At 73.3% G+C, this 25810-nt stretch carries 24 protein-coding genes and 1 pseudogene; 9 read left to right on the top strand and 16 right to left on the bottom strand.

What is annotated here, in order from left to right:
* Together MOJ79_RS03825 and MOJ79_RS03820 are read left to right on the top strand one after the other, a co-directional pair.
* The coding region (locus tag MOJ79_RS03825) for an MOFRL family protein (RefSeq protein ID WP_241922935.1) at nucleotides 1–107 on the top strand (107 nt) is incomplete at its 5' end.
* Nucleotides 108–167: 60 nt separating this feature from the next.
* Nucleotides 168–1376 (top strand): annotated as a pseudogene (locus MOJ79_RS03820) (YeeE/YedE family protein).
* Between the two features lie 30 nt (nucleotides 1377–1406).
* Here MOJ79_RS03820 and MOJ79_RS03815 read toward each other — a convergent pair.
* A complete protein-coding gene (locus MOJ79_RS03815; RefSeq protein ID WP_241922924.1) occupies nucleotides 1407–1874 on the bottom strand; it encodes a CopD family protein in 468 nt (155 codons plus the stop codon).
* 149 nt (nucleotides 1875–2023) lie between these two features.
* On the opposite strand from MOJ79_RS03815, the gene MOJ79_RS03810 reads away from it, so the two are divergent.
* From MOJ79_RS03810 to MOJ79_RS03790, 5 genes are read left to right on the top strand one after another with little or no spacing between them, the layout of a single operon-like run.
* Nucleotides 2024–3334: a malonyl-CoA decarboxylase domain-containing protein gene (locus MOJ79_RS03810; RefSeq protein ID WP_241922923.1), complete on the top strand. Its 1311-nt coding sequence runs from the start codon at nucleotides 2024–2026 to the stop codon at nucleotides 3332–3334.
* A 32-nt stretch (nucleotides 3335–3366) separates the two neighbouring features.
* Complete coding sequence (locus tag MOJ79_RS03805) at nucleotides 3367–4359, top strand: Bug family tripartite tricarboxylate transporter substrate binding protein (protein WP_241922922.1); 993 nt, start codon at nucleotides 3367–3369, stop codon at nucleotides 4357–4359.
* 28 nt (nucleotides 4360–4387) lie between these two features.
* Nucleotides 4388–5164, top strand: coding sequence for an enoyl-CoA hydratase/isomerase family protein (locus MOJ79_RS03800; protein WP_241922921.1), 777 nt, complete (start codon nucleotides 4388–4390; stop codon nucleotides 5162–5164).
* 10 nt (nucleotides 5165–5174) lie between these two features.
* On the top strand, nucleotides 5175–6713 hold the full coding sequence (locus tag MOJ79_RS03795; RefSeq protein ID WP_241922934.1) for a malonate--CoA ligase: 1539 nt from the start codon (nucleotides 5175–5177) through the stop codon (nucleotides 6711–6713).
* Nucleotides 6710–6940 (top strand): cysteine-rich CWC family protein, encoded by a 231-nt coding sequence (locus MOJ79_RS03790; RefSeq protein ID WP_241922920.1) that lies wholly within the window; start codon nucleotides 6710–6712, stop codon nucleotides 6938–6940. Before MOJ79_RS03795 ends, MOJ79_RS03790 begins: the two co-directional genes overlap by 4 nt.
* Nucleotides 6941–6952: 12 nt before the next feature.
* On the opposite strand, the gene MOJ79_RS03785 is transcribed toward MOJ79_RS03790, so the two are convergent.
* The 11 genes from MOJ79_RS03785 to MOJ79_RS03735 all read right to left on the bottom strand — a co-directional run bounded on the left by MOJ79_RS03785 (nucleotide 6953) and on the right by MOJ79_RS03735 (nucleotide 18690).
* The gene (locus MOJ79_RS03785; protein WP_241922919.1) at nucleotides 6953–7786 is read right to left on the bottom strand and encodes an acyl-CoA thioesterase; all 834 of its coding nucleotides are present in this window, start codon (nucleotides 7784–7786) and stop codon (nucleotides 6953–6955) included.
* 35 nt (nucleotides 7787–7821) lie between these two features.
* Nucleotides 7822–8289: a rhodanese-like domain-containing protein gene (locus MOJ79_RS03780; protein WP_241922918.1), complete on the bottom strand. Its 468-nt coding sequence runs from the start codon at nucleotides 8287–8289 to the stop codon at nucleotides 7822–7824.
* A gap of 4 nt (nucleotides 8290–8293) precedes the next feature.
* Nucleotides 8294–8602 carry a YqjK-like family protein gene (locus MOJ79_RS03775; protein ID WP_241922933.1) on the bottom strand — a complete coding sequence of 103 codons (309 nt, stop codon included), beginning with the start codon at nucleotides 8600–8602 and terminating at the stop codon, nucleotides 8294–8296.
* On the bottom strand, nucleotides 8602–9006 hold the full coding sequence (locus MOJ79_RS03770) for a phage holin family protein (protein ID WP_241922917.1): 405 nt from the start codon (nucleotides 9004–9006) through the stop codon (nucleotides 8602–8604). The genes MOJ79_RS03775 and MOJ79_RS03770 overlap by 1 nt, the downstream gene beginning before the upstream one ends.
* A 16-nt stretch (nucleotides 9007–9022) precedes the next feature.
* Nucleotides 9023–9334 carry a DUF883 family protein gene (locus MOJ79_RS03765; protein WP_119289054.1) on the bottom strand — a complete coding sequence of 104 codons (312 nt, stop codon included), beginning with the start codon at nucleotides 9332–9334 and terminating at the stop codon, nucleotides 9023–9025.
* Nucleotides 9335–9424: 90 nt separating this feature from the next.
* Nucleotides 9425–10198 (bottom strand): SDR family oxidoreductase, encoded by a 774-nt coding sequence (locus MOJ79_RS03760; protein ID WP_119355033.1) that lies wholly within the window; start codon nucleotides 10196–10198, stop codon nucleotides 9425–9427.
* A 63-nt stretch (nucleotides 10199–10261) separates the two neighbouring features.
* Nucleotides 10262–11482: an NAD(P)H-dependent flavin oxidoreductase gene (locus MOJ79_RS03755; protein ID WP_241922916.1), complete on the bottom strand. Its 1221-nt coding sequence runs from the start codon at nucleotides 11480–11482 to the stop codon at nucleotides 10262–10264.
* A gap of 450 nt (nucleotides 11483–11932) precedes the next feature.
* Nucleotides 11933–14836, bottom strand: coding sequence for an adenosylcobalamin-dependent ribonucleoside-diphosphate reductase (locus MOJ79_RS03750; protein ID WP_241922915.1), 2904 nt, complete (start codon nucleotides 14834–14836; stop codon nucleotides 11933–11935).
* Nucleotides 14837–14913: 77 nt separating this feature from the next.
* On the bottom strand, nucleotides 14914–15369 hold the full coding sequence (locus MOJ79_RS03745) for a SirB2 family protein (RefSeq protein WP_241922914.1): 456 nt from the start codon (nucleotides 15367–15369) through the stop codon (nucleotides 14914–14916).
* A gap of 23 nt (nucleotides 15370–15392) precedes the next feature.
* Nucleotides 15393–16709, bottom strand: a complete 1317-nt coding sequence (locus MOJ79_RS03740; protein ID WP_241922913.1) for an NnrS family protein — start codon at nucleotides 16707–16709, stop codon at nucleotides 15393–15395.
* A 19-nt stretch (nucleotides 16710–16728) separates the two neighbouring features.
* Nucleotides 16729–18690 carry a TonB-dependent receptor plug domain-containing protein gene (locus MOJ79_RS03735; protein ID WP_241922912.1) on the bottom strand — a complete coding sequence of 654 codons (1962 nt, stop codon included), beginning with the start codon at nucleotides 18688–18690 and terminating at the stop codon, nucleotides 16729–16731.
* A gap of 242 nt (nucleotides 18691–18932) precedes the next feature.
* Between MOJ79_RS03735 and MOJ79_RS03730 the strand changes: the two genes are divergently transcribed.
* Entirely contained in the window at nucleotides 18933–20654 is a 1722-nt protein-coding gene (locus MOJ79_RS03730) for a nitrite reductase (protein WP_272885349.1), read from the top strand.
* Between the two features lie 61 nt (nucleotides 20655–20715).
* Nucleotides 20716–21378, top strand: a complete 663-nt coding sequence (locus tag MOJ79_RS03725) for a hypothetical protein (RefSeq protein ID WP_241922911.1) — start codon at nucleotides 20716–20718, stop codon at nucleotides 21376–21378.
* Nucleotides 21379–21402: 24 nt separating this feature from the next.
* On the opposite strand, the gene MOJ79_RS03720 is transcribed toward MOJ79_RS03725, so the two are convergent.
* From MOJ79_RS03720 to MOJ79_RS03705, 4 genes are all read right to left on the bottom strand, one after another.
* Nucleotides 21403–22095: a Crp/Fnr family transcriptional regulator gene (locus tag MOJ79_RS03720; protein ID WP_241922910.1), complete on the bottom strand. Its 693-nt coding sequence runs from the start codon at nucleotides 22093–22095 to the stop codon at nucleotides 21403–21405.
* A gap of 91 nt (nucleotides 22096–22186) precedes the next feature.
* Nucleotides 22187–24010: a nitric oxide reductase activation protein NorD gene (locus tag MOJ79_RS03715; protein WP_241922909.1), complete on the bottom strand. Its 1824-nt coding sequence runs from the start codon at nucleotides 24008–24010 to the stop codon at nucleotides 22187–22189.
* Nucleotides 24010–25005, bottom strand: coding sequence for a 4Fe-4S binding protein (locus tag MOJ79_RS03710; RefSeq protein WP_241922908.1), 996 nt, complete (start codon nucleotides 25003–25005; stop codon nucleotides 24010–24012). Before MOJ79_RS03710 ends, MOJ79_RS03715 begins: the two co-directional genes overlap by 1 nt.
* On the bottom strand, nucleotides 24995–25807 hold the full coding sequence (locus tag MOJ79_RS03705; RefSeq protein ID WP_241922907.1) for a CbbQ/NirQ/NorQ/GpvN family protein: 813 nt from the start codon (nucleotides 25805–25807) through the stop codon (nucleotides 24995–24997). Before MOJ79_RS03705 ends, MOJ79_RS03710 begins: the two co-directional genes overlap by 11 nt.
* Between the last annotated feature and the right edge of the window lie 3 nt (nucleotides 25808–25810).

Raw genomic sequence — 25810 nt, 5'->3', positions numbered from 1 at the left:
TCGACCGCCACGACGCCTATTCGTTCTTCGCCGCGCTCGACGACCTCGTCGTCACCGGGCCGACGTACACCAACGTCAACGACTTCCGCGCACTGCTGGTGGCCTGACGCCGCAGCGTGTGGCCTACGGGGTATCGTGTGAAGCGATGTTGACGTCCGTCAACGGCGATGTCGCACTCCTGCCGGAAGATGGGCGTGCCGATGCCGGCGTTGCCTCGGGCAGCCTGCTGGCAAGGCGAGCCCCCTACTGACATGCACCCAGCTGACCTGTTGTCCGCCGTGATGGAGCGTGTCGGCGAGATGTGGACGATCACGCTCGCCGGCCTCGGCATCGGCATGCTGTTCGGCTTCTTCGCGCAGAAGTCGCGCTTCTGCCTGCGCTCGGCGGTGATCGAGTTCGCGCGCAACACCACCGGCGGCAAGCTCACGGTGTGGCTGTTCGCGTTCGCGACCGCGGTCGGGCTCACGCAGGCGTTCATCCTGCTCGGCTGGCTCGACGTCTCGACGGCGCGCCAGCTCGCCGGGCGCGGCAGCATCTCGGGCGCGCTGATCGGCGGCGCGATGTTCGGCGCCGGGATGATCCTCGCGCGCGGCTGCTCGAGCCGCCTGCTCGTGCTCGCCGCCCAGGGCAACCTGCGCTCGCTGCTGTCGGGGCTGATCTTCGCCGTCGTCGCGACCGCGTCGCTCGGCGGCATCCTGTCGCCGCTGCGGCTGTGGCTGGCCGAGCTGTGGACCGTCGAGGGCGGCGCGTCGCGCGACCTGATCGCGATCACCGGCATCGGCCACGGCGGTGCGCTCGCCTTCGCCGGCGTGTGGCTGGCCGCGGCGATCTTCTGGGCACGCAGGCAGCGCGTGCCGTTCTGGGGCTGGGCCGGCGGCATCGGCGTCGGCGCGATGGTCGCGCTCGCGTGGCTCGCGACCTACGCAATCTCGCGCTAGGCGTTCGACATGGTGATCGGCGTGCAGAGCCTGAGCTTCACCGGGCCGGCGTCGGACGTGCTGCTGCTCGTGCTGTCGCCGCCCGGCCAGCCGCTGAAGTTCGACATCGGCCTCGTGCCCGGCGTGTTCATCGGCTCGTTCATCGCGGCGGCGCTGGCCGGCGAACTCAAGCTCGAGGGCTTCCAGGGCGGGCCGGCGATGCGGCGCTACATCGCCGGCGCCGTGCTGATGGGCTTCGGCGGCATGCTCGCCGGCGGCTGCGCGGTGGGCGCCGGCGTCTCGGGCGCGGCGGTGTTCACGCTGACGGCGTGGGTCACGCTGTTCGCGATGTGGGGCGCGGCGATGTTCACCGACTGGTGGATGGACCGCCGCCACGAGCCGGCCGAGCACGCGCCGCCGGCCGCATCCGCCGTGCCGCCGACCCACGCGCCGGCCTGAGCGTGCGCTGCGGCCGCGCCGGACGGCGCGTCAGACGAAGCCGACGACGACGAGGATCGTGACGCCGAGCGCGAGGTTGACGCCGACCCACGTGCGGATCCTGGCCAGCGCCGCGCCGCCGGCCGGCCAGTCGCGGGCGGCCACCGCGCGCCGCAACCGCGGGTACAGCGCGAAACGGATGTGGCCGAAGATCGCCACCATAACGACGCCGAGCACCGTCATCACGGTCCACGGCCACGGCATGTGACCGCCGCCGGCGTGCGCAATGCCGATCAGCGACAGCCCGCTGGCGAGCACGACGACCACCGCGACGAGCACCGCGGCGAAGAAACGCCCGAGCACGTCGTGCATCAGCACGACGCGCTGCGGCGGCTCGAGCGCGGCCACCGCCGGGCGCAGGAAGAAGTGCGCGAACGCCATGCCACCGACCCACAGCACGACGGCGAGCACGTGCAGCGTCTTCAGCGCGATGGCGGCGTAGGCGAACGAAATCGGCATCGGCGACGACGCGGTGGAACGATGGACCCGACTGTAGCGGCCCCCTCGGTGTTTGTCCGCGCGCGCAGCGCACGCGCGCTGGCGACACAATCGCCGCTTTGCACGACCGCGTCTGCGCACCGCCCCGGCACGACCTCCGGCCGCCCCCGATGTTCGACGAGCTGAAGAACGCCGCCCGCCGCCTGAGCACCGAGCACACCGTGCGCCGGCTGCGCGACGACTGCCGGCGGCTGCTGTCGGAGCGCGGCGAGGGCAACAGCGTCGCGCTCGCGCGCGAGATCTTGCAGCGCCACGCCACGCTCGACGACGCCGGCCAGGCGGCGTTCTTCGCGCACCTCGCGCGCGACTACAACCCCGACCCGCAGGCGGTGCTCGCGGCGGCGCAGGCCTACGCCGCGGACCCGGGCCCGGCGACCCTGCAGCGCCTGACGCAGGCGGCCGAGCCGCCGCGGCAGGAGCTGCTGCGGCGCCTGAACCGCGCCCCCGGCGGCACGGCGGCCATCGTGCGGATGCGCCGCGCGCTGCTCGCGCGGCTGCCGAAGGACCCGTCGCTCGCCGCCGTCGAGGCCGACCTGCTGCACCTGCTGTCGAGCTGGTTCAACCCCGGCTTCCTCGAGCTGCGCCGCGTCGACTGGAACTCGCCGGCACGCCTGCTCGAGCGGCTGATCGAGCACGAGGCCGTGCACGAGATCGACGGCTGGGACGACCTGCGCCGCCGCCTGCTGCCCGACCGCCGCTGCTTCGCGTTCTTCCACCCGCGGCTGCCCGACGAGCCGCTGATCTTCGTCGAGGTCGCGCTGCTGTCCGAGATGCCGGCAGCGATCGCGCCGCTGATCGACAAGACGGTGACGACGCCGCTCGAGCCGTCGCGCTTCAAGGTCGCCGCGTTCTACTCGATCAGCAACTGCGAGCCGGGGCTGCGCGGCGTCTCGCTCGGCAACTTCCTGATCAAGCGCGTCGCCGAGGCGCTGCAGCGCGAGCTGCCGCAGCTGCGCACGTTCTGCACGCTGTCGCCGATCCCCGGGCTCGCGGCGTGGATCGCCAGCGGCGACGACTTCGCCGCGCTGCCGCGCCTCGCGCCCGCCGCGGCCGAGCGCGCGCGGCAGGCGCGGCGCACGCTCGAACGCGCGTGCGACGGCGACTGGTCGCGGCTGCAGACGGCCGCGGCGCTGCGCGCGCTCGACGCCGACGCGACCGACGCGCTCAAGCGGCTGACCGCGGTCTACCTGCTGCACCGCACGCCGACGCCGCAGGGCGACCCGGTGGCGCGCTTCCACCTCGACAACGGCGCGCGGCTCGAACGCCTGAATCCGCTCGCCGACCTGTCGCGGCGCGGTGCGAAGCAGTCGTTCGCGATGATGGTCAACTACCTGTACGACCTCGACCGCGTCGAGGCCCGCCACGAGGCGTTCACGCGCGGGCGCATCGCCGCGGCGAGCGCCGTCGCATCGCTCGTCTGATCACACCCCCGACCCCGAACGAAGGAGACACCATGACCCGCCACCGCCTCGCCCTGTCCCGCCGTCAGCTGCTCGCCGCCGCGGCGCTCGGCGCCGTCGCCGCGGCCCCCGCCGCGTTCGCGCAGGGCTGGCCGACCAAGCCGGTGACGATCGTCGTGCCGTTCCCGCCCGGCGGCGGCACCGACGCCTTCGCGCGCCCGCTGTTCGCCGCGATCACGAAGAACACCGGCCGCCAGTTCGTGATCGACAACAAGGGCGGCGCCGGCGGCACGCTCGGCGCGTCGGTGGCGGCCAAGGCCGCGCCCGACGGCTACACGTTCTTCATGGGCGCGGTGCACCACGCGATCGCGCCGAGCATGTACCCGAAGCTCGACTACGACATCCTGACCGACTTCGTGCCCGTCGGCCTGGTCTCGAGCGTGCCGCAGGTCATCGTCGTGAACCCGCAGAAGGTCGCGGCGACGACGCTGCCGCAGCTGCTCGAGTTCATCCGCAAGAACCCGGGCAAGCTGAACTACGCGTCGGCCGGCAACGGCACCTCGCACCACCTGGCCGGCGAGCTGTTCAAGCTGCAGACGAAGACCTTCATCACGCACATCCCGTACCGCGGCGCCGGCCCGGCGCTGCAGGACCTCGTCGCCGGCCAGGTCGACATGATGTTCGACGGCCTCGGTTCGAGCGCCGCACACATCAAGGCCGGGCGCATCCGGGCCATCGCCGTGGCCGCCGACAAGCGCGCGCCGGGCTTCCCGGACCTGCCGACCGCGGCCGAAGGCGGCGTGCCGACCTACAAGGTCGCGACCTGGTACGGCATCTGGGCGCCGAAGGGCACGCCGCGCGAGGCGATCGAGCGCATGCAGGCCGAGATGCGCAAGGCGCTCGAGTCCGACGAGCTGCGCGCGCAGTGGACCCAGCTCGGCACCGAGACGCCGAACCTGTGGGGCGAACAGTTCGGCGCCTTCGTCGCCAGCGAGGTCAAGCGCTGGGCCGAGGTCGTCAAGTCCTCGGGCGCAAAGCTCGACTGACGCCGCCTTGCCGAACGCCGAGCCCGCGATGACCGGCCAGATCCGCTACCACGCCGCCGACGCGCAGGGCATCGCGCGCGTCGAGATCGCGCACCCCGGAAAACTCAATGCACTGTCGGTGGCGATGTGGGGCGAGCTGCGCAGCGTCTTCGAGGCGCTGAAGGCTCAGGCGCCGGCGCCGCGCGTCGTCGTCGTGCACGGCGCGGACGGCGCCTTCGTCGCCGGTGCCGACATCGAGGAGTTTCCGCGTTTCCGTTTCGACGAGGAGTCGCTGCGCAGCTACCACGACAGCCTGGTGGCGCCGGCGCTGCGCGCGATGCTCGACGTCGACGTGCCGCTGGTCGCCGCGATCGAGGGGCCGTGCGTCGGCGGCGGGCTCGAGATCGCCGCGTGCTGCGACCTGCGCGTGGCCGGCCGCGGCGCGCGTTTCGGCATTCCGGTCGCGCGGCTGGGCTTTCCGGTCGCACCGCGCGAGGCCGAGATCCTCGCCGAGCGGCTCGGGCTGCCGCTGGTGCGCGAGCTGCTGCTCGAGGCGCGCCTGCTCGACGCCGCCGAGGCGCAGCGGCGCGGCGTCGTGCAGCACGTCGTCGACGACGACGCGGTGCTCGCCCAGGCGCGGCGGCTCGCCGAGCGCGTCGCGGCGCTGTCGCCGCAGGCGCTCGCGCTGAACAAGCAGGTGCTGCGCCAGATCGCGCAAGGCGGCACGAACGCCGAGCTGCGCGACCGCTTCTTTGCCTTCGCCGACAGCCGCGAGCACCGCGAGGGACTCGCCGCGTTCCTCGAAAAGCGCGAACCCAAGTTCTGACCCCGTGCCGATGAAAAACGACAACCTGTTCGTCACGCTGCGTGCCGCGTTCCCCGCCGACCTCGACGCCATCGCCGTCGAGACGGCCGACACGCCGCAGCCGCTGTACTACACGTGGCGCGACCTCGAGCGCGGCACCGCGATGCTCGCCAACCTGCTCGCGTCGCTCGGGCTGCCGCCGGGCAGCCGCATCGCGGCGCAGGTCGACAAGAGCGTCGAGGCGATGATGCTGTACCTCGCGGTGCTGCGCGCCGGCCACGTCTACCTGCCGCTGAACACCGCGTACCAGGCCGGCGAGATCGAGTACTTCGTCGGTAACGCCGAGCCGGCCGTCGTCGTCTGCGCGAAGCGCAACTTCGGCTGGGTCAGCCGCATCGCGTTCAACGCCGGCGTCAAGCACGTCTACACGCTCGACGACGACCGCAGCGGCACGCTGCTCGACCGCGCCGCGTCGCAGCCCGACACGCACGAGCCGGCCGTCACACAAGCCGACGACCTCGCGGTGATCATCTACACCAGCGGCACCACCGGACGCAGCAAGGGCGCGATGTTGACGCACGAGAACCTGCGCAGCAACGCGCGCGTGCTGAAGGACTGCTGGGGATGGCAGCCGGGCGACGTACTGATCCACGCGCTGCCGATCTTCCACGTGCACGGCCTGTTCGTCGCGATCCACGGCGCGCTGCTCAACGGCAGCCCGATGATCTGGTTCGGCCGCTTCGACCCCGCCGCCGTCGTCGCGCGCCTGCCCGACGCGACCGTGTTCATGGGCGTGCCGACGCTGTACGTGCGCATGCTCGGCGAGAGCGCGCTCACGCGCGAGCAGTGTGCGCACATGCGGCTGTTCGTCAGCGGCTCGGCGCCGCTGCTGATCGAGACCTTCAACGCGTGGCGCGAGCGCACCGGGCACACGATCCTCGAGCGCTACGGCATGAGCGAGACGGTGATGCTGACGTCGAACCCGTACCGCCCCGAGTCGGCGCGCCGCGGCGGCACGGTGGGCTTCCCGCTGCCGGGCGTGCAGCTGCGCATCCGCGACGACAAGGGCCGGCCGGTGCCCACCGGCGAGGTCGGCCACATCCAGGTCAAGGGCCCGAACGTGTTCAAGGGCTACTGGCGCATGCCCGAGAAGACGGCCGACGAGTTCACCGACGATCTGTGGTTCAAGACCGGCGACGTCGGCAGGATCGACGCCGACGGCTACGTGACGATCGTCGGGCGCAGCAAGGACCTCGTGATCACCGGCGGCTACAACGTCTATCCGGCCGAGGTCGAGGCGCTGATCAACGAGCTGCCCGGCGTCGCCGAGAGCGCCGTGATCGGCGTGCCGCACCCCGACTTCGGCGAGGGCGTCGTCGCCGTCGTCGTGCCGCGGCCCGGCGCCGCGCTCGACCCCGACGGCATCGTCGCGACGCTGAAGACGAAGATCGCCGGCTACAAGGTGCCCAAGCGCGTCGTCGTCGTACCCGAACTGCCGCGCAACCAGATGGGCAAGGTGCAGAAGAACGTGCTGCGCGACGAGCACCGCGGCCTGTTCACCCCCGCGTGACGACGCCCGACGCCCCCAGCGACACCTGCCCGCGCTGCGGCGCGCCGTTCCACTGCGGCGTGCACGACGACGCGCCGTGCGCGTGCACGACGCTGCAGCTCGACGACGCGCTGCTGATGCAGCTGCGCGTGCGCTTCAGCGGCTGTCTGTGCCTGCGCTGCCTGTCGGCACTGGCCGGCGGCGAGCCGCTCGAGCTGCCCGCGCCGGCGCCGCCCGCGGCGCGCTGACGGACGCGACGCTCACTCGCGGTAGTAGACGATCTGGTGGCTGACCGCCAGCAGCTCGCCATCGGCACCCCACAGCTGCGCGGCCTGGTCGAAGTAGCCGTTGCGGAAGCGGTGCGCGCTCGCGTGCGCGAGCAGATGCGCGTCGCCGATCGCCGCCAGCGTCGCGGCGTCGGCGTGGAAGTACACCGTCATCGACACGGTGCCGATCGGCACCCATGTCGGGCGGCGCACGAAGATGCGCGGGAAGAACACGTCGGCGAGCGCGGCCAGCGACAGGAAGTCGAGCGGGCGCGGCGGCGCGTCGCGCACCCACAGCAGGCTCTCGGCGTCGGGGTCGGCGGCGGGGCGTTCGAACTCGAGCGCCCCCTTGACGAAGCGCATCTCGTACGCCGAGGTCCAGCGCGCCCGTTCGAGCGGCGCCATGCGCGCGAGCGACGCCGGCGGCGGCGCCTGGGGGAACCCCGCCTCGACGGCCGACCAGGTCTCGCGCCGCGTCGCGAACACCGCAGTGGCGGTGGCCGCCACCGCGTCGCCCTGGCGCAGCTGCACGAGCCAGTGCTGCGTCGAGCGATTCGTGCGCACCGGCTCGGCGACGACGTCGAAAGCACCGTCGGCGATCGGCCCCGCGTAGTTGACGGTCAGCGCGAGCGGCTCGCCCTGCCGCCGCGCGTCGCGCGACGCGGCACCGAGCAGCGTCGCCGCGGTGACGCCGCCGAATGGCCCGACCATGTTGGCGTACGCGGGCGACGTGTGGCCGCGCCAGCGGCCCTCGGCGACGGGTTCGAGCGCGGTCGCGGCGTCGAAGGGGTGCGGATCGAGCTGCGGGGCGGGCGGCGGTGCGTTCATCGCCGCATCGTAGCCGGCACGCTGGCGCGCGCGGGCTACCGCACCGGGCGCCGCTGCTCGGCGCGCAGCGGCGGCGACAGCAGCGCCTCGGCCGTATCGGGATCCACCGGCCGTCCGGCGGCGTCGACGAGCGGCAGCTCGGCGTCGTTCCAGCCACGCACCCCCGTCTTCAGCGACACGACGTGGCCGAAGCCCATCGCCTGCATCACGTCGGCCGCGAGCACCGAGCGGTGGCCCGAGCGGCACACGACGACGATCTCGCGTGCACGCCCGCCGGCCAGCGCCGGCACGGTCGTGTCGAAGTCCCACTCGCAGGCCTGCTCGAGCACGCCGCGCGGCACGTTGAGCGCGCCGGCGATGTGCAGCGCATCGAACTCAGCCGGCTCGCGCACGTCGAGTACGAGCGGCGGCGCGTCGCCCGCCAGCCGCGCGTGCAGGTCCCACGGCATGCATTCGCGCACGCGCGCCAGCGCGTCGGCGACGAGGTCCTGGTAGCGCTTCACGCGCTCAGCGCGGCTCGACGGCGGCGCGCAGCAGGCGCTGCGCGCGCCGCCACAGGCGCCAGCCCCACCAGACGCGCGCGCCCCAGCGCAGCGCGCGGCGCGGGCGCAGCACGACGAGCACGGCGAGCGCGCCCAGCGGCCACTCGGGGTGCGCGCGCAGCCACGCGACGCCGCTGCGCACTTGGTCGGCCAGCGCCAGCGGCGGCTCGAGCACGCGCGCGCGCTCGCCCAGCGTCGCGCGCAGCTCGGTACTGCGCAGGCGCAGCCGCTCGCGCCGCTGCTGCAACTCGAGCTGCTCGCGGGCGAACGGCATCACGCGCCGGCGCCGGGGGTCTCGCGTCCGGCCAGCGCCTCGCGGTCGCGCCGCAGCTCGGCCCGCGTGGCCTCGAAGGGCGTACCTTCGGCGAAGCGGGCGCGCGCCGCGCGCCACAGCAGCCCTGCGGCGGCCGCGTAGACGAGCACGACGACGCCCAGCGCCGCGACGCGGTACGGCTCGGCGAACAGCATCACGACGAACAGCGACAGCAGCACCAGCGCGACGCCCGCGGCCAGCAGCGCAACGGCCAGCAGCGCGAGCGCGTCGAGCGCGCGCAGCTTCTCCTGCTGCAGCTCGGTCGCAAACAGCGCCAGCCGCACCTCGGCGAGCTCGGCGGCGCTGCCGAGCAGCCGTCGCAGCGACGTGAACAGCCCCGGCGGTGGCGCGCTCGCGTCGCCCATCGTCACGCGCGCGGCTTCAGCGGCGGCCGATCAGCACGCCGAGCAGCAGCCCGAGGCCGGCGGCGACGCCGATCGACTGCCACGGGTGGTCGTGCACGTAGTCGTCGGCCTTGTGGCCTGCGGCCTTCGCGCGCTCGATCGCCGATTCCTGCAGGCGGTGCAGGCTGTCCTTGGCCTGCAGCAGGCGCAGGCGCATGCGGTCGCGCAGCTCGGCGGCCTCGCTGCCGGCTTCACCGGCGGTCATCTTCAGCAGCTCTTCGGCGTCGTGGATCGCGTGCTTCAGGTCGGCGACGATCTTGTCGCGCTGCGCGTCGGTCAGTGCGGTCATGCAGTCCTCCTTGTGTGAATCCAATGCTGCGACCTTAACGTCGGTGCCCGGGTTCCACAAGTGACGTGGCGCAAACCCGCCGCGCGCCGTTCAGCCCCTGCCGACGAACGGCATCTTGGTGGCCATCACCGTCATGAACAGCACGTTGGCCTCGAGCGGCAGCCGCGCCATGTGCACGACGGCGTCGGCGGCGTGCTGCACGTCCATCACGGCCTCGGGCTTGAGCGATCCGTCGGCCTGGCGCACGCCCTGCTGCATCGCCACCGTCATCTCGGTGGCGGCGTTGCCGATGTCGATCTGCCCGACCGCGATGTCGTAGGCGCGGCCGTCGAGCGCGGCCGTCTTGGTCAGCCCGGTGATCGCGTGCTTCGTCGCGGTGTAGGCCACCGAGCCGGGGCGCGGCGCGTGCGCCGAGATCGAGCCGTTGTTGATGATGCGCCCGCCGCGCGGCGTCTGCGCCTTCATCACGCGAAACGCGTGCTGCGTGCACAGGAACGCGCCGGTCAGGTTGGTGTCGACCGCGGCCTGCCACTGCTCGAGCGGCAACTCTTCGAGCGACGCGCTGCGCGGGAAGATGCCGGCGTTGTTGAACAGCAGGTCGAGCCGCCCGAAGCGCCGCACCGTGGCGTCGAACAGCGCGGCGACCGAGTCGGGCCGCGTGACGTCGGTGGGCACGGCGAGCGTGCGCTCGGCGATGTCGTCCCACGGGTCGCCGGCGGCGGCGATCGCGCGCTGCAGCGCCTCGAGGCGGCGGCCGGCGTAGACGACACGCCAGCCGTCGGCGACCAGCGCGGCGGCGGTGGCCGCACCGATGCCGCTGCCGGCGCCGGTGACGATGGCGATGCGGTCGTGGTGGGCTTTCATCATGGCGGTGTCGGCGGGGTCGGTCGGGGGCGTCAGTCTGCCACCGCCGCGCCGGCCCCGGGCTCAGGCCGGCAGCGGCTGGCCCGGGCGCAGCAGGCGCTCGACGAGTTCGCGCACGCTGCGGATCTGGTCGCCGAACGGGAGCCGGCCGGCGCCGCGGAAGAACAGCCCGCGCGCGACGTCGCCCTTCAGCGCGGCGGCGAGCTGCTGGTCGATGCAGAACTGCCCCCAGCCGGCCAGCCCGTCGCGCAGCCCGCACTGCGCGAGGCAGTCGAAGGCCTTCGTGCAGCGCCGGCGCGCGTGTGCCACGGCCTGCAGCTTGGCCTCGACCTGCAGATACCTGCGCAGCCACGGCGTGGCCACCGCGCGCGCCGGCAGGCCGGCGACGCTGGTGAACTCGACGATGTCGTCGTCGCGCGCCTGCGCGAGCACGCGCTTGAACTCGGGGTGCGCGTCGCCCTCCTCGGTGACGGCGAACGGCGTGCCCAGCTGCACCGCGGCGGCGCCGAGCGACTGCAGCCGCGCGATGTCCTCGAAGGTGCGGATGCCGCCGGCGGCGATCAGTGGCACCTCGCGCTCGACGCCGGCCGCGCGCAGGAAGGTCTGCACCTCGGGCAGCACGCGCTCGAACTCGAAGCGCGGGTCGTCGAGGTCGGCGATCTTCGCGGCGCCGAGGTGACCGCCGGCGTGCTTCGGGTGCTCGATCACGATCGCGTCGGGCAGGCGCTTCTTGCGCTCCCACTTCTTCACGACGAGGGCCACGCCGCGCGCGTCCGACAGGATCGGCACCAGTGCGACCTGCGGGTGGTCCGCGGCGAGGTCGGGCAGGTCCAGCGGCAGGCCGGCGCCGACGACGACGGCATCGACCCCGGCCTCGAGCGACGCGCGCACGTAGGCCGCGTATTCGGCCACCGCGCGCATCACGTTCATCGCGATGAGGCCGCGGCCCTGCGCGCGCTCGCGCGCGAGCGCCACTTCGCGCTTCAGCGCCTCGACGTTGGCGGCATCGATCGCGGCCTTGGCCTGCGCCTCGTCGCCGGCGCGCGCGGCCAGCCCCTGCGTGCGCGCCATCAGGTCGGGGTGGTGGCGGCGCAGGTCGACCGCGCTGAGCGTGCCGACGCCGCCGAGCGCGGCGACGCTGCCGGCCAGCCGGTGCGCCGACACGCCGATGCCCATGCCGCCCTGCACGATCGGCAGCAGCGTGCGCCCGCCCAGGCGCAGCGGCGCGAGTCCGCTGCGCTCGAACAGCGGGGCGATCTCGGCGGCGACGTGGGGCAGCGGCATGCTTCGGCCCGGGAGCGGTCGAAGCTCACAGGCTAGCCCGGGCGGCGACGCCGCGCGTTGACCTGGGTCAGGGCCCGGCGCCGGGCGCGCGCCGCGCCGTCAGCCGGGACCGGCCGCGCCGTGCGCGTCGAGCAGGCGCAGCGCGTCGGGCGCACCGCAGCGGCGGCAATGATGCCTCAGCGCCAGCGACGTTCCGCGGTGGCGGGCGGCCTCACACCACGGCGGCGCTCCCCCCGGGCCTCGCGGAGCTCGGCCCCTTCGCGCCGTTCAAGCCCGCGCAGGCCGAGCCCGGCGGCTCCACGCCCGCCTGCGCGGGCGTGGACCGGGCGAGGGCCCGCTGCGTACTCGCAGCGGGCCGGGGCTTGGAGCCGCGGCGCTCCCCCCGGCCTCGCAGAGCTCGGCCCCTTCGCGCCGTCCAAGCCCGCGCAGGCGGGCTCGGAGCCGCGGCGCTCAGCCACACTGCCCGACGTAGCCGCAGGCGGTGCAGAAATCGCAGCCGTCCTTGTGGATCAGCGTCGCGTTGCCGCACTCGGGGCACGGGCGGCCGGCCATCGGGGCGACGTCGGCGCCGGTGGCCTTCGCCGTCGGGCGCTCGAGCACGCCCATCTCGCGCAGCGGAAAGCCCTGCTCGTCGAGCACGCCGAGCATCGCGTAGCGGTGGATCACGAGCCGCGCGAGGTAGGCCACCGTGCTCGGCCACACCTGCTGGCGGCGCTCGCCGGGCACCGGCGCGAGGAAGTGGCCGAGCGGCTCGCCGACGTTGAGCAGCTTGCGCAGCTTCATGCCGATCCACGCCGGGTCGATCACGCGCATGTCCAGGCTCAGCAGCCGCGCCAGCCCGTCGAGCGCTCGCGGGTAGTTGCCCGAGAAGCCGATCGCGCACGGGCGGCTGACGCGAGTGCCGTCGGGGCCGGGCAGGCTCACCTCCTTGAGCATCACGGTGAACGCCTCGCCGGTGGCGGGGTTGTCGATGTCCACGGCCCACGCGAGCGTGCCGTCGGCGCCGGTGCGCGGCTCGTCGCGGCTGAACATCGCGTCGAGTACGGGCGTCGGCCCACCTTCGGCGAGCGCGCCGAGCTGCTCGCAGCGCCAGCGGATCACGGCCGCGGTGGCGGCAACGACGCCCGGGAACAGCCGCTTCTCGCCGTGCGGCGGGAACGGCATCTCGAACGCGCGCTCCTCGGCGACGGTGGCCAGCGCGTCGAGCTTGAGCCTGAGCCACTGCGTGTCGTTGGCGCGCATGTCCATCGACAGCGTCTTGGCCAGCGCCGCGAGGCCGCGCGGCTGCTCGGCGCCGTTGACCCACACCTCGAACGGCACCGTCTTGCCGAACAGCCCGCCGTCGGGTCCCGGCGCGGCGGGCAGCTCGCCGACGAACAGGCTGAACTCGCCGTGCGGGTGGCGGATCATGAAGCTCCACGCCGGGTTGCCGCCGGGCAGCTCGGGCCGCCCGGGCCAGCGCAGCGAGGCCAGCACCGGCGCGGGCAGCCGCTCGACGCGCAGCCGCGCGTCGGCGCCCTCGGCCGCGAGCGGCGCGGGCTTCGGGGCGCTGTCGACGCTGAGCACGGCGCCGAGCACGGCGTTGGGGCGGTAGGTGGCCAGCCCCTTCAGCCCCGACTGCCAGGCCTGCAGGTACAGGTCCTGGAAGTCGGCGTAGGGGTAGTCGGCCGGCACGTTGACGGTCTTGCTGATCGACGTGTCGATGTACGGCGCCACCGCGGCGACCATCGCCGCGTGGTCCTTCGCGCTCATCTCGAGCGCGGTGACGAAGGCGTCGGTCAGCGGGGCGTCGGCACCCTTCAGGTGCCGGTACAGCCGCCACGCGTGGTCCTCGACGCTGTATTCCTTGAAGCTGCCGTCGGGTTCGCGCTTCTTGCGCGTGTAGGTCCAGCTGAACGCGGGCTCGATGCCGTTGCTCGCGTTGTCGGCGAACGCGAGGCTGATCGTGCCGGTGGGCGCGATCGACAGCAGGTGCGAGTTGCGGATGCCGTGCGCGCGGATGCGCTCCTTCAGCGCCGCCGGCAGCCGCGACGCGAAGCGCCCGCCCGACAGGTACAGGTCGGCGTTGAACAGCGGGAACGCGCCGCGCTCGACGGCGAGATCGACCGACGCGGCATACGCGGTGTCGCGCATCACCTCGGCGATGCGCCGCGCCATCGCACGCGCGTCCTCGCTGTCGTAGCGCAGCCCGAGCATCACGAGCGCGTCGCCGAGGCCCGTGAAGCCCAGCCCGACGCGGCGCTTGGCCTGCGCCTCGGCGCGCTGCTGCGGCAGCGGCCACACGGTGACGTCGAGCACGTTGTCGAGCATGCGCACGGCCACGCGCACCACCTCGCCGAAGCCGGCCTCGTCGAAGCGCGCGCCCGGCTCGAACGGGTCGCGCACGAAGTGCGTCAGGTCGATCGAGCCGAGGCAGCAGCAGCCGTACGGCGGCAGCGGCTGCTCGGCGCACGGGTTGGTCGCGGCGATCGTCTCGCAGTAGCCGAGGTTGTTGTCGGCGTTGATGCGGTCGAGGAACAGCACGCCGGGCTCGGCGTGGTCGTAGGTCGAGCGCATGATCTGGTCCCACAGCTCGCGCGCGCGCACCTTGCGGTAGACCCACAGGCCGTCGGCGCGCTGGTGCGCGCCCTCGGCCTTCTGCGCCGGGCCGGGCTCGGCACGGTGGACGAGCTCGACCTCGCCGTCGGCGAGCACGGCGTGCATGAATGCGTCGGTCACGCCGACCGAGAGGTTGAAGTTCTTCAGGTCGCCGTCGTCCTTCGCGTGGATGAAGGCCTCGATGTCGGGGTGGTCGCAGCGCAGCACGCCCATCTGCGCACCGCGGCGGCTGCCGGCGCTCTCGACGGTCTCGCAGCTGCGGTCGAACACGCGCATGTAGCTGACCGGCCCCGACGCGGCGCTGCGCGTGCTGCCGACCCACGCGCCCTTCGGGCGGATGCGCGAGAAGTCGTAGCCGACGCCACCGCCGCGGCGCATCGTCTCGGCCGCCTCGGTCAGCGCGGTGTAGATGCCGGGGTGGCCGTCCTCGACGTGCGCGATCGAGTCGCCCACCGGCTGCACGAAGCAGTTGATCAGCGTGGCCGTCAGGTCGGTGCCGGCGGCCGACGCGATGCGCCCGGCCGGGATGAAGCCGCGCTGCTGTGCGTGCAGGAAGCGCTGCTCCCACTTCGCGCGCTGCTCGGGCGGCTCGGCGGCGGCGAGCGCACGCGCGACGCGGGCGCGCACGTCGTCGACGGTGCGTTCACCGTCCTTGGCGTACTTCTCGATCAGCACCTCGGTGCTGATCGGCTGGCCCGGCAGCGTGGCGGGCGCCGCCGCGCGCGCGGCGGCGAACTTCGATGGGGTGTCGGACATCGTCGATGTGCTCCGGGGGCTGCGCTCAATCGGCGCAGCCCGGTCGATACTGGAATTTCATACAGGGCCCAGCGAGTCTACGCCGGCCCCCCGCCCGGCGGGAAGTCTGTCCACGGCGCGTCGCTGACGCGGATCAAGGCCGCAGCAACCCCCAACGGGTGGTGCGCGACGGCGACCGTGACCATGAACCCGAAGACGGCCAGTGCCGCCGCGAGGCAGCCGGCCTTGGCGCGGCGCGTCGGCGCGCGGCGCAACGCCCATGCGCCGAGCACGACGTAGACGACGAGCAGCACCAGCTTGACGCCCAGCCAGTGGTCGCGCAGCGGGTTCAGTCCGAGCGCGACCCACATCGAGACGCCGGCGGTAAACAGCGCGGTGTCGATGACCACGCTGGCCACGCGCGGCACCGGCGTCAATGGCCAGCGCGCACCGGCCAGCACGGCCAGCGCGCGCAGCGTGAACAGCGCGACGCTGGCGCCCACCGCCAGCAGGTGGGCGCTGCGCAACGCAGGGTAGGCATCGATCAGCGTCATCGCCCCGGGCGCGGCGTGGGTGCTCAGCCCGGCCGGCCGTCGACGCGCGGGCGGCCGTACCAGCGCCCGTAGCGCAGCGCCCAGCCGCCGACCGCCATGGCCCACAGCCCTGCCGCGACGACCCATCCCGCGGGTCCGACCGGCAGCAGTTCGGTACCCAGTCGGGCCAGCACGGCGGCCTGCAGCAGCAGGTACAGCGCCCACGCCAGGTCGTCGGCCGCCAGCGTGCGCCCGCCGTGGCCGCAGCTCACGCGCGTGGCCATCGCCAGCAGCGTCGAGCCGAGGAAGCCCATCGTGAACGCGTGCAGCGGCGCGCGCCCGAGCGGTTCGCCGCCGAGCGCGACGAGCACGTTCGACCACGCCGCCAGCGCGAACGCGACCCCCAGCCACACGAGGCCGAGGTGCAGCATCGCCAGCAGCCGCAGCTTCAGGCTCTGCACCAGCCCCCAGCGCACCGCGAGCCCGAGCAGCAGCGCGGCCACGGCGGCCTCGACCGCGGCCTGCAGCGCATGGGCCACCGCCGGCTGCGGCCACCACAGCGCCTGCGCGACGGCGGCCAGCGCCTCGAACGCCATCGCGCCGACGAACACGGCCAGCAGCCAGTACGGGCGCCAGGCGTCGAGCCGCGGCAGCGCCGCGGCGGTGAAGAACGGCACCATGCGGTGTGCGACCGTCACGTAGACGACGCCGGCAAAGCCCCACAGCCCGGCGACCGCGATCGGGCGCAGCCACGCGACGGCGCCGAGGGCCAGTGCAATCGCCGCTGCCCACAGCAGCATCGCACCGGCGACACCCGATGCGGCGATGCAGCGCGCGTGCACCGCGTCGGCAACGCGGCTCGCCCTCAGCAGCCCGACGAAGCGCGCCGCGAGCGACGACCACCCGAGCGCGGCGGCCGCGAGCCCGAGCGTGCCGAGCACCCGCGCGAGGTCCGGGTCGCGCACGTGCACGCCCAGCGCGAACACCGTCCAACCGGCGAGTTGCGCGAGCACGGCGCCGAGCAGTGAGCGCGCCGACGGTGCCGGCACGTCGAGCCACTTCGGCCCCGCGGTGAACAGGAAGCCGGCGAAGAACAGCGGCATGAAGCCGAAGCCCATCAGCAGGCCGTGCGCCGCAGCCGGCGGCAGCGACCATGGCAGATCGACCCCCGCGGTGCGCGCCACGAGCGCCGCGAGCCACCACACGGCGCTGGCCGCCAGCATCAGCGCGCCGGCGAAGAACGCGAGACGGTGCGGCGCCGCGAACAGCCACTGCGGCCGCCACGGTGGCGGGTCGACGCGGGCGCGGCGCGCCGGCTCGACGGGCGCCACCGGGATCGTACGCAACGGGATCGTCTTCATCGTCGGCTCCGGTGGGCGACTAGAACTGCCCGCGCAATGTCAGCCGCCACGTGCGCGGCCATTCGACGTACGTGAACAGCGGCGACTCGTCGGCCAGACGCACGTCGGTCAGATTGTCCACGCCCAGCGCCAGCTCGACGCCCGGGGCCAGCGTGCGCGCGAGGTGCGCCCCCCACAGCGTGATGTCGGGCACCGCCTGCGCCGGACCGGTGGTGGCCGGCAGCCGCTGAGCGGCCGTGTACTCGACACGCACGCCGGCGCGCCACCGCGCTCCCGTCCAGTCCAGCCGTGCGGTGGCGCTGTGACGCGGGCGCTTGTCGAGCCGCTCGCCGTCGCCGTCGCGTGCGTCGAGGTAGGTGTAGCTCAGTAGCGCCGTGAAGCCGGCGCCCAGCGGCTGTGCGAGCGAGGCCTCGACACCCCGGAAGCGCGCCTCGCTCAGGTTGACGTAGGTGTAGGTGCCGATGCCCGGCACCGGCCCCGGCGCGACGAGCTGCACCTCGATCAGGTCCTCGACACGCTGGTCGAACACCACGAGCTGGAACTCGCGCCCGCCGGCGACATGGCCGATGCCGACCTCGACGCCGTCGCTCGTCTCGGCCTTCAGATCCGGGTTGCCGAGGAACGCGTTCGGCCCTTCGCGCCGCTCGCCAGGCACGATCTGCTTGAGGTTGGGCGCCTTGAAGCCGTGGCTGTAGCCCCCCTTGACGACCCAGCCGCCGCCGGCCCGCCACACCAGGTACGCGCGCGGGCTGGTCTGGCTGCCGAACAAGCTGTGGCGATCGTGGCGCACGCCCAGCGTGAGGTCGACGCTGCCGCCGAGCGCGATCTCGTCCTGCACGAACAGCGCGCGATGGCGCGCCGTCGAGCGCCCGTCCGGAAGCCCCGGATCCTCGAGCGACTCGTTGCGCAGCTCGAAGCCCGCCGTCAGGCCGTGGCGACCGGCGTCGGTGCGCGCCATGCCGTCGAGCACGCGGTCTTCGATGCGCTGCGGCGGGTTCGGCGTGACCCCCTCGGTGCGTGTGTTGACGACGTCGAGCGAGGCCACGTAGGCGCGCAGCTGCGTCGACATGCCGGGCTGCCCCGGCGGCGCCCAGTCGGCGTCCCACGCGATCGAACTCATCGCGCGCTCGATGTCGTTGACGGTCTCGTGGTAGCGGCGTGCGCCGCTGCGCTCGCGCGCGTTCGCCCATCGCCGCTCGTCACCCCGGCGGTGCTCGACGTCGACGCGGTGCCCGGCCGCCGGCCGCCAGCCCAGGCCGATCCAGGCGTCGCGCTTGTCCTGCCCTTCGAGCTCGTCGATGCGCGCGTCAGCCACCGACGCCAGCGCGTCGCGCCGGCTGTGCGCCGCGCCCAGACGCAGCGAGGCCCGCTCGCCGAGCGGCCCGTCGGCACGCGCGCCCAGACGGTAGCCGTCGCCGCCGCGGCCGTCCGACTCGGCCCACAAGCCCTCGACGGAGCCGCCGAAGCGCCAGCGCTCGCCCGGCTGGCGCGTGATGACGTTGACGACCCCGCCCATCGCCTCGGAGCCATACAGCACCGACAGCGGCCCGCGCACGATCTCGATGCGCTCGATGTCGTCGACCGGGATCCAGTCGTACTGGAAGTCGGAGTGCCCGATCACGCCGTCGCTCGCCCCGACGCGCCGGCCGTCAACGAGGAACAGCGTGTGCTTGCTGTCCAGCCCGCGGATGCTCAGCACCTTGCGCCCGCCGATCGAGCGGCCCTGCAGGCTGATGCCGGTCTCGCCGCGGATCGCGTCGAGCACGTCGTCGGCGCCGCGCGCGGCGATCTCGTCGCGCGTGACGACGCTCGTCGACGCCGGCGCGTCGACCTCGAGCATCGCGTGGCGCGTCGCGGTCACGACCACCGTACTCACCGCGTCGGCGTGCTGCGCGGCGGCCGGCACCGCCCATGCCAGTGCGACGGTGGCCGCGACCGCGGCAGCGGTCGTCCGGAACCCAAGGTAAACGCGCAACCGCATCGATCGACTCTGCAGGATCACTTTCGAACGTGGCCGCAGGTTGCCGGCCGCGATCGTCACGCGCCTTGATGCAGGTTAACTTCGCGCGACCCGACACGGCGGACGATCCGGCGGGTCCGGACTTGATGCAGTTCAAGGACAGCCCGGGCATGCGAGGGCGACCATGCGCCCATCACACACCAGGCCCCGACGCAGCGCGACCGCCTGCCGAGGGCCGTGGATTGCAACCCAGGAGCGTGACCATGAACCCCATCACCCTCAGTCGCATCGCCGCCGCCGTGCTGGCCGGCGCAGGCATGCTCGCCGTGCAGGCGCAGGACAAGAAGGACGTCAGCCCCGGCGAGGTGCAGTACCACGCCGCGCCCTCGCCGCTGGCGGGCGTGCCAATGGTCGAGAGCCGCAACCCGAAAGCGCCGCCGATGACGCAGGCCGAGTTCGACCAGGCGCGCCAGATCTATTTCGAGCGCTGCGCCGGCTGCCACGGCGTGCTGCGCAAGGGCGCCACCGGCAAGCCGCTGACACCCGACATCACGCTCGGCAAGGGCACCGACTACCTCAAGGTCTTCATCGCCTACGGCTCGCCGGCCGGCATGCCGAACTGGCAGACCTCGGGCGACATGACCGAGAAGGAAGTCGACATGATGGCGCGCTACATCCAGCACGACCCGCCGACACCGCCCGAGTTCGGCATGGCCGACATGAAGGCCACCTGGAAGGTCATCGTGCCGCCCGAACAGCGGCCGAAGCGCAAGATGAACAACTACAACATCGACAACATCTTCTCGACCACGCTGCGCGACAGCGGCGAGGTGGCGCTGATCGATGGCGACACGAAGCAGATCATCAACATCGTCAAGACCGGCTACGCGGTGCACATCTCTCGCGTGTCGGCGTCGGGACGCTACCTGTTCGTGATCGGCCGCGACGGCAAGATCAACATGATCGACCTGTGGATGGAGAAGCCCGACAACGTGGCCGAGATCCGCATCGGCCTCGAGGCGCGCTCGGTCGACACGAGCAAGTACAAGGACTACGAGGACAAGTTCGCGATCGCCGGCGCCTACTGGCCGCCGCAGTACGTGATCATGAAGGGCGACACGCTCGAGCCGCTGAAGATCGTCAGCACGCGCGGCAACACCGTCGACACGCAGGAGTACCACCCCGAGCCTCGCGTCGCGAGCATCGTCGCGAGCCATTTCAAGCCCGAGTTCGTCGTCAACGTGAAGGAGACCGGCCAGACGCTGATGGTCGACTACTCCGACATCGACGCGCTCAAGGTCACCTCGATCGGCACCGCGCGCTTTCTGCACGACGGCGGATGGGACGCGAGCAAGCGCTACTTCCTCGTCGCCGCGAACCAGAGCAACAAGATCGCCGCCGTCGACGCGAAGGAAGGCAAGCTCGTCAAGCTGATCGACGTCGGCAAGATCCCGCACCCGGGCCGCGGCGCGAACTTCGTGCACCCGAAGTACGGGCCGGTCTGGGCGACCGGGCACCTCGGCGACGAGACGATCTCGCTCATTGCCACCGACCCGAAGAAGCACAAGGAGCACGCGTTCAAGGTCGTGCAGACGCTCAAGGGCCAGGGCGGCGGCTCGCTGTTCATCAAGACGCACCCGAAGTCGACGAACCTGTACGTCGACACCGCGCTGCACCCCGACCCGAAGGTGTCGCAGTCGGTGGCCGTCTACGACGTGAAGAACCTCGACAAGGGCTACCGGGTGCTGCCCATCGCCGAATGGGCGGGCCTGAAGGACGACGGCGCCAAGCGCGTCGTGCAGCCCGAGTTCAACAAGGCCGGCGACGAGGTCTGGTTCTCGGTGTGGAGCGCGAAGAACAAGGAGAGCGCGATCGTCGTCGTCGACGACAAGACGCTCAAGCCCAAGGCCGTGATCAAGGATCCGCGCCTGATCACGCCGACCGGCAAGTTCAACGTCTACAACACACAGCGCGACGTCTACTGACGCCTCCCGCGGCGTCGCCGGTCCCGCCCCCGGGGCCGGCGACGTCACGTCGGAGCCCACGTTGCGGCGGCGCGACTGGATCCTCGGGCTCGCCGCGCTGGCGCTGGGCCATCGCGTCGCGGCCTCCCCGCCCGAGCTCGCCACCGCCGACGGCCGCTGGCGTGGCGAGGTGCACGACGACGGCCGCACGCTCGTGCTGCGCAACGCCGACGGCACGGTGCGCCGACGGCTGCCGGCGCTGTCGCCCGACGGCACGCGCAGCGGCACGATCACGGCGATCGCCGACCTGCCCCGGCGGCGCAGCCTCGCGGTGGGTTTCGACGCGCTCGACGAGCTATGGGAGGTCTCGCTCGACCCCGCCGCGCCGCCGATCTTCGACGGCCTCGTGCACGACTACCGCATGGGCGAGGCGATCGCGACGCCGGGCTTCCTGGCGCCGCGACGCATCCCGCTCGCCGGGCGGGTGCTCGCGCTGCGCGAGGGCGCACAGGCGCCGCAGCTGCTCGCGCTGCTCGGCGGCGACGCGCCCGCGCTGCACCTCGTCAACCTCGACGTGCGGCGCTCGCTGAGCCGCGTGCCCGTGCCGCCCGGCGCCGACCTGCGCGCGGCCCGGTGGGACGACGCAGGCGCGGGGGCGCCGCGCCTGCGCGTGCCGGCGGGCGACGGGGCGAGCGTCTCGACGATCGAGGTCGGTACGACGACGCTGCGCGTGCTCGCGCCCTGACCGGGCGCCGGCGGCGTCGCGTCGTCAGCGCGCCTGGTAGCCGGCGAGCCGCTGCGCGTCGAGGATGCGGATGTCGCGCTTGTCGACCTCGATCAGCCCGGCGGCTTCGAGCTCGTGCAGCACGCGCGAGAAGTACTCGGGGGTCAGCGACAGCCGCGAGGCGATCGTCGCCTTGCTCACCGGCAGCGACACGGTGACGACCTCGTCGCCGTCGGCGGCGTGGCGGTCGCGCAGCAGGTAGCCGATCACGCGCTGCACCCCGCTGTGCAGCGCGTAGGCCTGCACGTCGTTGATCAGCCCGTGCAGCCGCATCGACAGGCCGGCGAGCATGCGCATCGCGAGCCTGGGGTCGCGCTCGATCTCGCGCCGCACCGCGTCCTTGGCCACCGTCAGCAGCATCGTGTCGGCGAGCGCCTGCGCGTTGACGACGTAAGGGCGGTCGGTGAACACGAGCGCCTCGGCGAAGCTGTGGCCGGGGCCGACGATCTCGATCACCTTCTCCTGCCCGGTGGGCGCGAGCGCGAACAGCTTGACCTGGCCGTAGACCACGACGTGGAAGCCGTCGCACGGCTCGCCGACGCGGAACACCGCGTCGCCGCGGCCGTACTTGTGCACGCTGCAGCCGTGGGCGATGCGCTTGCGCTCGTCGGCGTCGAGCGCGGCGAACAGCGGCAGCGTACCGAGGTAGCGGGGAGTGTCGAACACACGCGCGTCCATCGGTCTCTCGTCGGGCACCGTGCCCGGCAGCGCGATTGTCGGCCGGGAACGGCCCGGCCGATTGACGCCCGTCAAGTCGCAGGCAGCAACGTCAGCGCGTCAGCGTTGCGTAGACACGCGCCAGCCGGGTCGGCAGATCGCGCGGACGGCGCACCAGCGCGAAGCCACGGGTGCCGAACAGGTGCGGCAGGTAGTCGTGCGCACGCTCGTCGATCGTCACGCAGAACGGCGTCAATCCCGCGTCGCGCGCGGCCTGCACGGCGTGGCGCGTGTCTTCGAGACCGTAGCGGCCTTCGTAGACGTCGAGGTCGTTCGGCTTGCCGTCGGTCAGCACGAGCAGCAGGCGCTGCCGCTCGCAGCGCGCGGCCAGCCGCAGCGTCGCCTCGCGCAACGCGGCGCCCATGCGCGTGTAGTAGCCGGGGCGGATCGCGCCGACGCGCGATCGCACCGCGGCGCTCCAAGGCTCGTCGAAACCCTTCAGGTGCTGGAGGCGCACGTTCTGCCGCCGCACCGAGCTGAAGCCGAGCATCTCGAACGCGTCGCCGGTGGCGGCAAGTGCCTCGCCGAACACGTAGAGGGCCTCACGGATCACGTCGACGATGCGAGCGCTGGAGTCGGCATAGGCGTCGGTCGACAGCGACAGATCGGCCAGCAGCAGCGTCGCGAGGCTGCGGGCGCCGCGGGTGCGCTGGCGGTACACCGCCGGTGCGGCGCTCGCGGCGATGGTCCCCGCGGCGATGCGGTGGCGCACCCAGGCATCGAGGTCGATCGCGTCGCCGCTCGTGCAGCCGCGCTGCCACTGCGGCGCGGCGCGCAGCACCTCGAAGCGGCGGCGCATGCGCCGCGCGGTTGCGCGCAGCGCCGCCGGGGGCCGATAGCCCGGCGCCGCGGTGGCGACGAGCGTCTTCACGGCGCAGTGGTCGGGCTGGAGCCTGCGCACGCGCCAGTCCCACTCGGGCAGCCTGCGCCCGGGACCGAGCGGGCGGTCGTCGGCGCTCGCGCTCGGCAGGTCGAGGTCGAACTTCACGCGCGACGCGGCGGTCTGGCCGCCGGGCGTCACCGTCAGGCGCTCCATGTCGTCGGCGGCGGCGAGCGCGTGCGGGTCGGGCTCGTCGTCGGTGGCGCGGTCGACGCGCACGAACTCGGCCCACGAGAGCAGCGACTCGCTGCGCGACGGCAGCACGATGGCGTGGCGGCTCGGCGCGTGCGCGACGCGTTCGGCGCGGCGGCGCGTCGCACTGGCCGGCGAGGCGTCACGGCGCTCGCCACGGCCTTCGTCGTGCCGCACGTCGTCCACGGCCACGGCATCGGCGGTGAACACGGGCTCGAGCCACAGCGGCAGCGGCGCGACGTCCTGGGGCCGCACGGCGACCTCGGCGTGGTCGGCGCCGCGCAACGCGGCCTGGACGGCGGTCTCGTGCACGGCCGCGACGCCGCGCAACGACGCCGGCTGCGGGCGCTGCGCGAGGTGCGCCTCGACGAGCCGCGCGTGGCGTGCGCGCAGCCCGGGCAGTCGCTGCAGCACGCGCGCCGTCGCAGCGCGGTGGTCGGCGATCCAGTCGCCGGTCGGCTCGTACACCGCGGCGAGCGCGGCGAGCCACAGGTAGAGGTCGCGGTTGAGCTCGCGCTCGGCGAACACGGCGAGCGTCGACGGCAGCGCCAGTGCCTGCGCGTCGAGCTGTGCCCGCTCGGTGCGCTTGCCGCCGCCGGCCACGCGCTGCAGCCAGCCGCGCGGCCCGCCCGCCTGCGCGATCCCGGCCGGGGCGACGCGCAGCGCGGCATCGCCGCCGGCCGCGCGCAGCAGCAGCGCGACGGCGCGCGTCGTCTCCTCGAGCGTCACCGCGGCGTCGGGGTGGCGGCGGTCGGCGGCACGCGTGATCCAGCGGTGCCACCACAGGCCGACGTGCTCTTCCATCAGCGCCCCGCCGCCTGGTCACGGCGCTGGCGCAGCGTCTCCTTCACGGCGTCGAGCCCGATCGTCCACTGCAGCAGCGGCTCGCGCCCCTGCGCCGACTGCGAGGTCGCGCACTCGCCGAGGCACTGCCCGCACTGCACGCACGAGAACATCAGCCGCTTGATCTGGCGCGGGGTCAGCCGCATCGGGCAGACCTGGTCGCACGCCGACCCGCCCGGCGCGGCGACGGTGGCGCAGGTGCGGCAGTCGCGCGCGCGGGCACGGTCGAACGCGACAACCATGCCGCGCGGGTTGGCCATCCACGCGACGCTCTGGAACAGGCCCACCGCGCAGCCGAAGCGGCAGAACAGGTGGCGCGCGAACAGCATCTCGAGCGTGAACACCGTGCCGGCGACGCCGATGAAGCGCGCCTGGTTGACCGTGAGCGTGCCGTGCACGAGGTTGCCCCACACCGTGGCCGGCGGCAGCAGGTAGGTGAGCAGCGTGACCGCCCACAGGAAGCCGAAGAAGACGCACGACAGCACGAACACCGGCCACCAGCGCCTGTCGGGTACGCGCGCGCCGTGCGGCGTCGGGCGCTCCCAGACGCTGAAGCGGCCGCTGGCACGGTGCAGCAGGTCGTTCAGCCCCTCGACGAGCGAGAAGTGCGGGCACAGCCAGCCGCAGTACAGGCGTCCGTAGCGCCACGCCACCGTCATGAACGCGGCGACGAACGCGACCGCCGGCACGATGCCGCGCAGCACGATGGCGATCGCCGCCTCCGTGGCCGTGGCGTCGCCTCGCAGGAACGCGTCGATGCCCAGCGACCAGCGCAGGCCGAGGAACCACAGCTGCGTCTCGGTGAGGTCGAAGCGCAGCAGGTCGAGCGACGGTGCCAGCAGGAAGAGCGCGAAGAAGCCGAGCTGGAAGACGCGCCGGCGCCGCTGCAGGCGCGTGCTCGCCGCGGCGCCGCGGTCGCTCGGCGCTGCGGCCATCGCGACGGCGTCAGTCGTCATCGCCGACCACGGCGCGCACGACGTCGTCGAGCGCGGCGACGGTGTCGGCGTCGTCGGTCAGCGCGTCGACGATCGCTGCGCGGCAGGCGGCGCGCAGCGGCAGGCCCGAGGCGGCCAGCCGCGCCGCCATCACGAGCAGCCGCGTGCTCGCCGTCTCCTCGAGATCGTGGTCGGTGAGCCGCCGCAGCGCCTGCGCGAGCTGCACCAGGCGCTGCGCGGTCGCGGCGTCGACGCCGCCTTCGGCCTCGACGATGCTGCGCTCGATCGCCGCCGGCGGGTAGCCGAGCGCGAGCGCGACGAAGCGCTGGCGCGTGCTCGGCTTCAGCCCCTTGAGCAGGTTCTGGTAGCCGGGGTTGTACGAGATCACGAGCATGAAGCCGGGCGCGGCGGGAATCGTCTCGCCGGTACGCTCGAGCGGCAGCACGCGGCGGTCGTCGGCCAACGGGTGCAGCACGACGGTGGTGTCCTTGCGCGCCTCGACGACCTCGTCGAGGTAGCAGATCGCCCCTTCGCGCACGGCGCGCGTCAGCGGACCGTCGCTCCACACCGTGTCGCCGCCGGCGATCAGGTGGCGGCCGACGAGGTCGGCCGCACTGAGGTCGTCGTGGCAGCTGACGGTGACGAGCGGGCGCCCGAGCCGCGCCGCCATGTGCTCGACGAACCGCGTCTTGCCGCAACCGGTCGGCCCCTTGATCAGCAGCGGCAGACGGCGCTCGAACGCGTGCTCGAACAGGGTGCACTCGCCGCCCTGGGCGGCGTAGAACGGCACCGCGGCGAGGCGGCGGGCGCTGGCCATCTCCATCGC

This window comes from Calidifontimicrobium sp. SYSU G02091 (assembly GCF_022631395.1).
In the GTDB taxonomy this organism is placed as follows: domain Bacteria; phylum Pseudomonadota; class Gammaproteobacteria; order Burkholderiales; family Burkholderiaceae_C; genus Calidifontimicrobium; species Calidifontimicrobium sediminis.
The sequence above is the reverse complement of the archived record's forward strand: the minus strand, read 5'-3'. Positions and strand labels throughout refer to the sequence as shown.

Bases quoted from the DNA above. Each gene is read 5' to 3' on its own strand.
- MOJ79_RS03815 (WP_241922924.1), bottom strand. From the start codon at position 1,874: ATGCCGATTTCGTTCGCCTACGCCGCCATCGCGCTGAAGACGCTGCAC.
- MOJ79_RS03810 (WP_241922923.1), top strand. From the start codon at position 2,024: ATGTTCGACGAGCTGAAGAACGCCGCCCGCCGCCTGAGCACCGAGCAC.
- MOJ79_RS03805 (WP_241922922.1), top strand. From the start codon at position 3,367: ATGACCCGCCACCGCCTCGCCCTGTCCCGCCGTCAGCTGCTCGCCGCC.
- MOJ79_RS03800 (WP_241922921.1), top strand. From the start codon at position 4,388: ATGACCGGCCAGATCCGCTACCACGCCGCCGACGCGCAGGGCATCGCG.
- MOJ79_RS03795 (WP_241922934.1), top strand. From the start codon at position 5,175: ATGAAAAACGACAACCTGTTCGTCACGCTGCGTGCCGCGTTCCCCGCC.
- MOJ79_RS03785 (WP_241922919.1), bottom strand. From the start codon at position 7,786: ATGAACGCACCGCCGCCCGCCCCGCAGCTCGATCCGCACCCCTTCGAC.
- MOJ79_RS03775 (WP_241922933.1), bottom strand. From the start codon at position 8,602: ATGCCGTTCGCCCGCGAGCAGCTCGAGTTGCAGCAGCGGCGCGAGCGG.
- MOJ79_RS03770 (WP_241922917.1), bottom strand. From the start codon at position 9,006: ATGGGCGACGCGAGCGCGCCACCGCCGGGGCTGTTCACGTCGCTGCGA.
- MOJ79_RS03765 (WP_119289054.1), bottom strand. From the start codon at position 9,334: ATGACCGCACTGACCGACGCGCAGCGCGACAAGATCGTCGCCGACCTG.
- MOJ79_RS03760 (WP_119355033.1), bottom strand. From the start codon at position 10,198: ATGAAAGCCCACCACGACCGCATCGCCATCGTCACCGGCGCCGGCAGC.
- MOJ79_RS03755 (WP_241922916.1), bottom strand. From the start codon at position 11,482: ATGCCGCTGCCCCACGTCGCCGCCGAGATCGCCCCGCTGTTCGAGCGC.
- MOJ79_RS03750 (WP_241922915.1), bottom strand. From the start codon at position 14,836: ATGTCCGACACCCCATCGAAGTTCGCCGCCGCGCGCGCGGCGGCGCCC.
- MOJ79_RS03745 (WP_241922914.1), bottom strand. From the start codon at position 15,369: ATGACGCTGATCGATGCCTACCCTGCGTTGCGCAGCGCCCACCTGCTG.
- MOJ79_RS03740 (WP_241922913.1), bottom strand. From the start codon at position 16,709: ATGAAGACGATCCCGTTGCGTACGATCCCGGTGGCGCCCGTCGAGCCG.
- MOJ79_RS03735 (WP_241922912.1), bottom strand. From the start codon at position 18,690: ATGCGGTTGCGCGTTTACCTTGGGTTCCGGACGACCGCTGCCGCGGTC.
- MOJ79_RS03730 (WP_272885349.1), top strand. From the start codon at position 18,933: ATGAACCCCATCACCCTCAGTCGCATCGCCGCCGCCGTGCTGGCCGGC.
- MOJ79_RS03720 (WP_241922910.1), bottom strand. From the start codon at position 22,095: ATGGACGCGCGTGTGTTCGACACTCCCCGCTACCTCGGTACGCTGCCG.
- MOJ79_RS03715 (WP_241922909.1), bottom strand. From the start codon at position 24,010: ATGGAAGAGCACGTCGGCCTGTGGTGGCACCGCTGGATCACGCGTGCC.
- MOJ79_RS03710 (WP_241922908.1), bottom strand. From the start codon at position 25,005: ATGACGACTGACGCCGTCGCGATGGCCGCAGCGCCGAGCGACCGCGGC.
- MOJ79_RS03705 (WP_241922907.1), bottom strand. From the start codon at position 25,807: ATGGAGATGGCCAGCGCCCGCCGCCTCGCCGCGGTGCCGTTCTACGCC.